Annotated in this window: 10 protein-coding genes; 6 read left to right on the forward strand and 4 right to left on the reverse strand. The window is 63.2% G+C overall.

The annotated features are described in order from the left end of the window. Positions 1-90 precede the first annotated feature (90 nt). A complete protein-coding gene (blaOXA, locus tag K7H91_RS24200; protein WP_230722735.1) occupies positions 91-909 on the forward strand; it encodes a class D beta-lactamase in 819 nt (272 codons plus the stop codon). A 48-nt stretch (positions 910-957) separates the two neighbouring features. Here blaOXA and K7H91_RS24205 read toward each other — a convergent pair whose 3' ends face one another. After that, entirely contained in the window at positions 958-1,323 is a 366-nt protein-coding gene (locus K7H91_RS24205) for a lysozyme inhibitor LprI family protein (RefSeq protein WP_230722736.1), read from the reverse strand. Between the two features lie 239 nt (positions 1,324-1,562). Between K7H91_RS24205 and K7H91_RS24210 the strand changes: the two genes are divergently transcribed. The 3 genes from K7H91_RS24210 (at position 1,563) to K7H91_RS24220 (ending at position 4,591) form a co-directional block, all read left to right on the forward strand. Continuing rightward, complete coding sequence (locus K7H91_RS24210; RefSeq protein ID WP_419197522.1) at positions 1,563-2,969, forward strand: DegQ family serine endoprotease; 1,407 nt, start codon at positions 1,563-1,565, stop codon at positions 2,967-2,969. Continuing rightward, positions 2,966-4,276 (forward strand): replication-associated recombination protein A, encoded by a 1,311-nt coding sequence (locus K7H91_RS24215; protein WP_230722737.1) that lies wholly within the window; start codon positions 2,966-2,968, stop codon positions 4,274-4,276. The genes K7H91_RS24210 and K7H91_RS24215 overlap by 4 nt, the downstream gene beginning before the upstream one ends. A gap of 108 nt (positions 4,277-4,384) precedes the next feature. Continuing rightward, positions 4,385-4,591, forward strand: coding sequence for a hypothetical protein (locus K7H91_RS24220; protein ID WP_230722738.1), 207 nt, complete (start codon positions 4,385-4,387; stop codon positions 4,589-4,591). 92 nt (positions 4,592-4,683) lie between these two features. Here the strand turns inward: K7H91_RS24220 and gpt are convergent, their stop codons facing one another. The 3 genes from gpt to K7H91_RS24235 form a co-directional block, all read right to left on the reverse strand. Next, the gene (gene gpt, locus K7H91_RS24225; RefSeq protein WP_230722739.1) at positions 4,684-5,184 is read right to left on the reverse strand and encodes a xanthine phosphoribosyltransferase; all 501 of its coding nucleotides are present in this window, start codon (positions 5,182-5,184) and stop codon (positions 4,684-4,686) included. A gap of 71 nt (positions 5,185-5,255) precedes the next feature. Further along, positions 5,256-6,098 carry a universal stress protein gene (locus tag K7H91_RS24230; RefSeq protein WP_230722740.1) on the reverse strand — a complete coding sequence of 281 codons (843 nt, stop codon included), beginning with the start codon at positions 6,096-6,098 and terminating at the stop codon, positions 5,256-5,258. Positions 6,099-6,188: 90 nt separating this feature from the next. Beyond that, positions 6,189-6,923 (reverse strand): competence/damage-inducible protein A, encoded by a 735-nt coding sequence (locus tag K7H91_RS24235; RefSeq protein ID WP_230722741.1) that lies wholly within the window; start codon positions 6,921-6,923, stop codon positions 6,189-6,191. A 186-nt stretch (positions 6,924-7,109) separates the two neighbouring features. Here K7H91_RS24235 and wrbA point away from each other — a divergent pair, with 186 nt between their 5' ends. Further along, on the forward strand, positions 7,110-7,709 hold the full coding sequence (gene wrbA / locus K7H91_RS24240; protein ID WP_230722742.1) for an NAD(P)H:quinone oxidoreductase: 600 nt from the start codon (positions 7,110-7,112) through the stop codon (positions 7,707-7,709). A gap of 138 nt (positions 7,710-7,847) precedes the next feature. Next, complete coding sequence (locus K7H91_RS24245) at positions 7,848-8,714, forward strand: N-acetylmuramoyl-L-alanine amidase (RefSeq protein WP_230722743.1); 867 nt, start codon at positions 7,848-7,850, stop codon at positions 8,712-8,714. Positions 8,715-8,790 lie beyond the last annotated feature (76 nt).

Raw genomic sequence — 8,790 nt, forward strand, 5'->3', positions numbered from 1 at the left:
ACGACTTTCCCGCATCACGTGCGGGGCTTGTGAAACTGTTCGGGTCGTCCTGCAAAGGTCGACCCGAAACTTTGCGTGGTGGAGGCGAAAATGCTGCGATTGTTTGTTGGTCTGGTGCTTTTCCTGTTCCCGGTGCTGGCACGTTCCGCCGAGGCGGCCCCTGTCTGTACGCTCGTGATGAACGCAACATCCGGGGCGGTGCTGGTAGAGGAGGGGGATTGCCGATCGGAGGTCACGCCGGCCTCGACCTTCAAGGTGGCGCTGGCGGTCATGGGTTTTGATGCCGGCGTGCTGCAGGACGCTCATCGCCCGGTCATGGCCTATCGCGAAGGCGATCCCGACTGGGGCGGGGCAGCGTGGAAACAGGATACCGATCCCGAGCGCTGGATCCGCTATTCCGTCGTCTGGTATTCGCAGCGCCTGACCCATAGTCTCGGAGCGACAACGCTCACACGCTATGGCGAGGCGTTCGGCTATGGCAATGCCGATTTTTCCGGCGATCCGGGTTACGACAACGGGCTCGATCGTGCCTGGATCGCGTCATCGCTGAAGATTTCGCCCTTGCAGCAGGCAGTGTTCCTGCGCGAGCTGGTGGTCGGAACCTTGCCGGCAAGTGATGAGGCCATGGCAAAGACGCGCAGTCTGCTCGAACAGAACATCGTCGACGGTTGGGTTTTGCGCGGCAAGACGGGCGCGGCCTTTCCAAGACGCGCCGACCGCAGTTTCGACTACGCGCATGGCTGGGGCTGGTATGTCGGCTGGGCCGAACGCGGCGAGTACGCGCTGGTGTTCGTGACGCTCACGCAGACGGAGCAGCGCGGCAAGCAGTCGCCGGGGATCCGGACCCGGGAGGCTCTTTTGGAGCAATGGCCGGCCTTGTCCAGGCGGGCGCTGAACGCGCCACGCTGATCCTTGGGGCGAGGGAAACGCGGATGCGCGCTCCCCTCGCGGTTACCCTCAGATTGGCTTGTCGATCCCATCATAAATCTTCTGCAACTGGTCAATGCGGGTGTCGTAGGTCTTTTCGATACAGGCGACATCCGTGCCGCACGCTTCGCGTTCCTTCAGCCAGGCCTTCTGGTCGTCGGCCATGTTGCCGGACATGCCCATGGCGAAAAGGCCCTTCAGCATGGTGTACATCGTCGCCATCTTCACATCGTCATCGTTGAGCGTGAGGTTGGAGCAGATGGTCTTTTCATTCGGCGTCAGGCCGGAGGCGCTGCAATCGAAGCTCGCGGCGGAGGCCGGCGTGGTCATCAGGGCCGCGCCGCCGACGATGGCAAGCGAAGCCGCAAGGGCGAGTGCTGTGGGAGTGTGTTTCATGGAATTACCTCCTTTTGGTTGCGGCCGGAGCCTGCTCTTGTCGCCCGGCGATTTTGTGGCGGGCGGTTGCAGCCCGACGATGACGGCAATCTTCCGCTCCAATCGTGAATGTGAAATGAATAGGCCCCCAAACCACGCCTGATTTGTCGCATCTGCCGCTTTTTCACCCTATATCGGGCGATGATGGTGGTGCACCCTCCGGGTTCTCCGGATGAAATTCATGAAGAGACAGGTGACTGATGACGGCACACTTCACACGCATTTCCGCCGCGGCTCTTTTCGCCGGTATGGCCTTGACCATGCAGCCCGCCCCTGCTGCCGACAGAGTGGCTCCCGGCAGCGATGCCGAACTGCAATATTCTTACGCGCCGCTGGTGAAGCAGACCGCGCCGGCGGTGGTCAATGTCTATGCGGAGCGCATGGTGACGCGACGCATGTCGCCGCTTTTCTCAGATCCGTTCTTCGGCCAGTTCTTCGGCCAGCAGATGCCGGGCCGCTCTGAAAAGCAGACCTCGCTCGGCTCCGGCGTGATCGTGGAGAAGAACGGCACGATCATCACCAACAACCACGTCATCGCCGGCGCCGACGACGTGCGGGTCGCGCTTGCCGACGGTCGCGAGTTTCCGTGTACCGTGCTGCTGAAGGACGACCGCTATGATCTGGCGGTGCTGAAAATCGACTCGGACGAGGATTTTCCGACGATCCCGATCGGGGATTCCGATGCGGTCGAGGTCGGTGACCTGTCGCTGGCCATCGGCAACCCCTTCGCCGTCGGCCAGACGGTCACCAGCGGCATCATTTCCGGGCTCGCCCGCAACTCGATCACCGACGGCGAGTTCGGCTTCTTCCTGCAGACCGACGCGGCGATCAATCCGGGCAATTCGGGCGGCGCGCTGCTCGACATGCAGGGCGAGCTTATCGGCATCAACACCGCGATCTTCTCCAAGGGTGGCGGGTCGAACGGCATCGGCTTCGCCATACCGGCGAACATGGTCAAGGTGTTCCTTGCCGCCGCCGATCGCGGCGATGAGCGGTTCCAGCGCCCCTATGTCGGCGCGACCTTCGGTCCGGTCACCTCCGACATGGCCGAGGCGCTGGGCCTGAAGGCGGCGCGCGGGGCGATTATCTCGGCGGTGCGGGACGCAAGCCCCGCGGAAAAGGCCGGCCTTAGGCCCGGTTCCGTCATCACCGCGGTCAATGGCGTACCGGTCGAACACCCCGACGCCCTGCTTTATCGCCTCACCGTGATCGGCATCGGCGAGAAGGCGGACCTCACGGTCGAGCGCGACGGCAAGGCCAGCCACGTCGCGCTGCCGCTTGGCCTTGCGCCGGAGGACCCGCCGCGCGATACCCGCACGATTGACGGCAACAGCCCGTTTTCCGGCCTGACGGTGGAAAACATCTCGCCGCGCGTGGTCGAGGAGTTGCGCCTGCCCGACATATCTGATGGTGTCGTCGTCGCGGAGGTTGAAGCCGGCTCGCCCGCCGCCCGCATCGGCTTTGCCCGCGGGGATGTGATCGTCGCGGTCAACGGAACCGAGATCGACACTACCGGCACGCTGGAAGATCAGGCCGCCGCCAGTCCCGGCCTCTGGCGCCTTTCCATCAATCGCGGCGGCAGGATGATAAACCAGATCTTCAGATGAGCGACCTGTTTGCCCCCAAAGTTCCGGAAGATATCGAGCGCAAGCGGCCGCTGGCCGACCGGCTGCGGCCGAAGCACCTCGCCGAGGTCACCGGCCAGCCGCATCTGACCGGCCCAGATGGCGTGCTGACGCGGATGATCGCGTCCGGCTCGCTCGGCTCGATGATCTTCTGGGGGCCGCCGGGGACGGGCAAGACCACGGTCGCCCGGCTGCTGTCGGGCGAGGCGGGCCTTGCCTTCGAGCAGATTTCCGCGATCTTTTCCGGCGTGGCCGACCTCAAGAAGGTGTTCGAGGCGGCCCGCGCCCGGCGCATGAACGGGCGACAGACCCTGCTGTTCGTCGATGAGATCCACCGCTTCAACCGGGCCCAGCAGGACAGTTTTCTGCCGGTCATGGAAGACGGTACGATCATTCTGGTCGGCGCGACCACGGAAAACCCGTCCTTCGAGCTCAACGCCGCTCTTCTGTCGCGGGCGAGGGTGCTGACCTTCCGGCCGCATGACGCCGAAAGCCTCGCCGAACTCGTCGCCCGCGCCGAGGAGGCCGAGGGTAAGAAACTGCCGCTCGCTGACGCCGCCCGCCAGACGCTGCTGATGATGGCCGATGGCGACGGCCGCGCGATCCTGACACTTTCGGAGGAGGTCTGGCGCGCCGCGCGCGAGGGCGAGATGCTCGATCCGCAAAGCCTGCTCAACATCGTCCAGCGCCGCGCGCCGATCTACGACAAGGGCCAGGACGGCCATTACAATCTGATTTCGGCCCTGCACAAGGCGGTGCGGGGCTCCGATCCCGATGCCGCGCTCTATTATCTCGCCCGCATGTTCGATGCTGGCGAGGACCCGCTGTTTCTCGGCCGCAGGCTGGTGCGGATGGCGAGCGAGGATATCGGCCTTGCCGATCCGCAGGCCCTCGTGATCGCCAACGCCGCCAAGGACGCCTATGACTTTCTCGGTTCGCCGGAGGGCGAACTGGCGCTGGCGGAAGCCTGCGTCTACCTTGCCACCGCGCCGAAATCGAACGGCGTCTACACCGCCTTCAAGGCGGCGATGCGGGCGGCGAAGGAAAACGGCTCGCTGCTGCCGCCCAAGCATATCCTGAACGCGCCGACCAAGCTGATGAAGTCGGAAGGCTATGGCGACGGCTATCGCTACGATCACGACCAGCCCGACGCCTTCTCTGGACAGGATTATTTTCCTACCGAAATGGGCCGCCAGAAATTCTACAACCCGCCCGATCGCGGCTTCGAACGCGAAATCAACAAGCGGCTGCAATGGTGGGACAAGCTGCGCAAGGAGCGCGGCGGCTGAGCCATTCGGCAGCTGCTCCGATCGCAGAGATCTGCAAAAAGCGCCAATGCCAGGGAACTCCCGTCTTCACTTCGCGTTTACCATGCAACACGAATTGGAGAACTCGAAATGGAAAACCTGCCCTTACGCGTTCTTGCCTATGCCGTCATCGCGCTTTGCTGCGCCATGGTTGTCGGGATCATCCTCACGGTGCCGGTACTCTACGAGGCCAGGATATTCCTCCTGCCGGCAATGCTGCTGATCGCCTGGGTTTCCGGCCCGCTCCTGACCCATTATCTGGCTCCGCAGGAAGCCCCCCGTCTCCGCAAGCGGTAGTCCCCCCCGGCCGCGCGAAGCGAACGCCTGACCAGAAGGGAAGCTGGTCAGGCGTTCGTTGTTTCTGGCGACTTTTGAAATAGCAGACCGATTTACTTCTCCGAAGGGGCCTTCTTGATCGGCGCCTGATAGGTGAAGCCCATGTCCCAGGGGAAGTAGATCCAGGTGTCCTGGCTGACCTCGGTGACGAAGGTGTCGACCATGGGCACGCCCTGCGGTTTGGCGTAGACGCAGGCGAAATGGGCGTTCGGCAGCATTTCGCGCACTTCGCGGGCGGTGTTGCCGGTGTCGGTCAGATCGTCGATGATCAGCACGCCTTCGCCGCCATTCTTGGTGAGATCGCCGGAAATGCCCTTCAAAAGCAGCGTTTCGCCCTGATCGGTGTAATCGTGATAGCTCGCGATGCACACCGTTTCGATCAGGCGGATTTCCAGTTCGCGCGAGATGATCGCGGAGGGAACAAGACCACCGCGGGTGACGCAGACGATCGCCGTGAAGCTCTGTTCAAGGCCGGCAAGACGCCAGGCAAGCGCACGGGCGTCTCGGTGGAACTGGTCCCACGAAACGGGGAAGGCTTTTTCGGGTAGGGACATGGCAGGCTCCGCAACAAACAATGCGGGCTAATAGCCGCATTCCCGGCGTTATTGCAAGGCCTGCGCAGCCATCACCGCGACATCAGCGTTGCCGCGGTCATCGAGCCGAGAAGCGTGCGGGTGACGCCGCCGAAAAGCAGTTCCCACAGCCTGGAATGAGTATAGGCGCCCATCACCAGCAGATCGACGGAGTTGTCGGAAAGCCGGTTCTCGATGATCTCGCCGGCCTTGGCCTTGTCGGCATGGGCCGTGGTGGCGACGACATTGATGCCGTGGCGGGCGAGCGTTGCCGCGATTTCAGCACCGGAAAGCCCGCTATCCTCATCGGCGCTCTCGCGCGGATTGACCGAGAAGATTTCAACCTCGTCCGCCTTCTTGAGGAAGGGCAGGGCGTCGAAGGTGGCGCGCGCGGCCTCGCGCGAGCCGTTCCAGGCGACCATCACCTTGGAAAACGGCTTGGCGGCCTTGGCCACATGCGGAACCATCAGCACCGGACGGCCGCTTTCAAACAGGAAGTTCTCGAAATTGGTGCGGATGTCGCCCGGCGCGTCGGAGGCAAGCTGCGGCGCGATGATCAGATCGGCCGCGCGCGCGCTGGCGACCACCGACGGGCCGGCGAAGCCGGATGCCGAGACGATATTACGCCAGTCGCAGGAAATGCCTTCTCTTTCGGTCCGGGTGCGGAAGATCTCGCCGATTTCCGCGCTACGCTTTTCCGCAAGCTCCTGCAGCGACTGCACCGAGACCGGGTCAGGAATTTCCATCGGCGCCACAATCGGAGTCGGCGTGACGGCCTCGGCGTGGAGGCCGATCAGGTGCGCATCGAAACTGCGCACGACCTCGAAGGTGAAATCCAGAAATCCGCCCTGTTGCGCGGGCGATTCCATCACCGCCAGAATGGTCTTGTAGCTCATGTAAGCCTCCTCACGAGAAATGCCGGGTTTGGCGCATTGTAGCGTTGGTATCGTTTATTGCGAAGGACAAAGCATTGACCGGAGTCAAAATCATCGCTGAAGCGAGGCAATCATCGCCCGTATGGCGTCGGTGGCTGCGTCGACATGCGCGCGCTCGCGGGCGCGCACCACAAGCTGGGTGTTGAAGCCCTTTTCGGAAAATCGCGGATAGGAGCCGATCGAGGTGTGCGGATGGGCTTTTTGGATCGCGGCAAGCGCCGTGCCGATATCGCCCTCGCCGAAGGGGCAATCGATCGCCTCCGAGATGATCGCCACGCCGCCCTGAAGCGTGGGGAGGACATTGGCGAGCATCGCCTGGAACACCTGCGGCACGCCGGCCATGACATAGACATTGCCGATCACGAAGCCGGGCGCGGTGGAAACCGGGTTGTCGATCAGCGTCGCGCCTTCCGGCATGCGTGCCATGCGCTGGCGCGATTCGTTGAAATCAAGGCCGCGCCGCGCGTAATTTTCCGCCAGCCGCGTCATCGCCTCGTCATTGTAGATGCAGGGAAGGCCGAAGGCGGCCGAGACCGAGTCGGCGGTGATATCGTCATGCGTGCCGCCGATGCCGCCGGAGGTGAAGACATAGGTGTAGCGGGCCCTGAGCGCATTGACGGCTTCCACGATTGCCTCTTGGTCGTCGGCGACGATCCGGACTTCCTTCAGTTCGATGGCCGCCAGCGTCATCGCGTCCGCCAGATAGCCGATATTCTTGTCCTTTGTCCGTCCGGACAACAATTCGTCGCCGATGGCGAGCATGGCTGCGGTGGGCTGCTGGGTCATGTCGATCTGGTCCGTAATGTGCCGGGGACTGATTTCTGGACCCTTCGGCAATTTTGTTCAAGCATCCATTTTCGCGGCCGGGCCCAAGAATGTGAACAGTGCGTCTATGGCCGCTCGTCTCGACAATTGCCCCGTCCGCGCCATATCAAGGGGCAACCTTTCAAACAGTGAAACCGGAGCAATCAAATGGCAAAAGTTCTCGTCCTCTACTATTCCGCCTATGGCCATATCGAAGCCATGGCCAAGGCCGTTGTCGAAGGCGCGAAAGCCGGCGCCGCCGACGTGACCCTCAAGCGCGTGCCCGAACTGGTGCCGGAAGAGGTTGCCAAGAGCTCCGGCTTCAAGCTGGATCAGGAAGCGCCGATTGCCGAGCCCAATGAACTGGCCGAGTACGACGCCATCATCTTCGGCTGCGGCACGCGCTATGGCACGGTTGCATCACAGATGCGCAACTTCATCGACCAGACCGGCGCGCTGTGGGCCGAGGGCAAGCTGGTTGGCAAGGTCGGATCGGTGTTCACCTCGTCTGCCACCCAGCATGGCGGCCAGGAATCGACCATTCTCGGTTTCATTCCCACGCTGCTGCATCACGGCATGGTCGTCGTCGGCCTGCCCTATGCCTTTGCCGGCCAGATGGGCCTTGAGGAAATCAAGGGCGGTTCGCCCTATGGTGCTTCCACCATCACCGGTGGTGACGGATCGCGCATGCCGTCGGAAACCGAACTCGCCGCTGCCCGCTACCAGGGCGAGCATGTGGCCAAGATCGCTGCCAAAACGGCCGCCTGATCAATCAGTTCCTCCGGACTTCCGAGCGCGGCCTTCACGGGCCGCGCTTTTTTGTGCCCGTTTTTCCCCGCGAAACCCCGTCGCCGCCGCCGCCCTTACGATTCCGGTCATCGCGAACCGTATCGAAAGGCAGGCGTCATGCGCATCGAGAACCATAAAATTCCGGGCATCTGGCACAGGCAATCCTCCAATCTCGGCGCAGCGCGCGAAAAGCCGCCGGTCGTCATCGTGCTGCATTACACCACCGGTTGGAACGGCAAGGCGAGCCGCGACTGGCTGATGGGCGAGGCGGGCGGCACGAGCAATCGCGGCTCCAGCGCGCACATTGTCGTTGACCGCGACGGCACGGCCTGGCAGATCGCGCCGTTCAACCGCACGGCCTGGCATGCCGGCCCCTCGCGCTATGGCGAGTTGCAGGGCCTCAACAGCCATTCGGTCGGCATCGAATTCGTCAATGCCGGCTGGATGAAGCCGAACGGCCTCGGCGATTACATCGATGCCTATGGCAGACGGATGAACGACCGCGCCCTGAATAAGGCCGGCGGCTATATGCTCGCCCCGCATGCCCGCGTCGGCTCGGGTTCCTTCGCCTGGCCGCTCTATCCGGAAGCCCAGCTTGAGACCGGGCTGGAGATCGTTCAGGCGCTGATTTCCGCCTATCCGATCGCGGCGATCGTCAGCCATGAGGAGATCGACACCCGCGGCTGGAAGACCGATCCGGGACCGGCCTTCCCGATGGCAAGGTTTCAGGGGCTGATGGGCGAGGCCGCCGACCGGGAAGAGGCCTATGTCGTGACGGCCGGCCGCTTGAACCTGCGCGGCGGGCCCGGGACGGCTTTCGAGAAGATCGTGCCGCCCGGCATGCTGCTGCGCGGCACCCGGCTTCGGGTTCTGAAGCGCGAGGGCGCCTGGGCCTTCGTCGCGCCCGAGCGGGCCGATGGCGAGGAGGGCAGCATTCGCGGCTGGGTGCATGGCGGCTATATCGCGCCGATGATCGCGGCCTGAGGACCGGCAGCCTGTTGATAAACCTGTCCTCAAATTCGGCGTCATCAACTCTGTTTGATGGTTTGGTCTCTGATCC

Source organism: Martelella mediterranea, from assembly GCF_021021415.1.
Classification (GTDB): Bacteria; Pseudomonadota; Alphaproteobacteria; order Rhizobiales; family Rhizobiaceae; genus Martelella; species Martelella mediterranea_C.

Bases quoted from the DNA above. Each gene is read 5' to 3' on its own strand.
- blaOXA (WP_230722735.1), top strand. From the start codon at position 91: ATGCTGCGATTGTTTGTTGGTCTGGTGCTTTTCCTGTTCCCGGTGCTG.
- K7H91_RS24205 (WP_230722736.1), bottom strand. From the start codon at position 1,323: ATGAAACACACTCCCACAGCACTCGCCCTTGCGGCTTCGCTTGCCATC.
- K7H91_RS24210 (WP_419197522.1), top strand. From the start codon at position 1,563: ATGACGGCACACTTCACACGCATTTCCGCCGCGGCTCTTTTCGCCGGT.
- K7H91_RS24215 (WP_230722737.1), top strand. From the start codon at position 2,966: ATGAGCGACCTGTTTGCCCCCAAAGTTCCGGAAGATATCGAGCGCAAG.
- K7H91_RS24220 (WP_230722738.1), top strand. From the start codon at position 4,385: ATGGAAAACCTGCCCTTACGCGTTCTTGCCTATGCCGTCATCGCGCTT.
- gpt (WP_230722739.1), bottom strand. From the start codon at position 5,184: ATGTCCCTACCCGAAAAAGCCTTCCCCGTTTCGTGGGACCAGTTCCAC.
- K7H91_RS24230 (WP_230722740.1), bottom strand. From the start codon at position 6,098: ATGAGCTACAAGACCATTCTGGCGGTGATGGAATCGCCCGCGCAACAG.
- K7H91_RS24235 (WP_230722741.1), bottom strand. From the start codon at position 6,923: ATGACCCAGCAGCCCACCGCAGCCATGCTCGCCATCGGCGACGAATTG.
- wrbA (WP_230722742.1), top strand. From the start codon at position 7,110: ATGGCAAAAGTTCTCGTCCTCTACTATTCCGCCTATGGCCATATCGAA.
- K7H91_RS24245 (WP_230722743.1), top strand. From the start codon at position 7,848: ATGCGCATCGAGAACCATAAAATTCCGGGCATCTGGCACAGGCAATCC.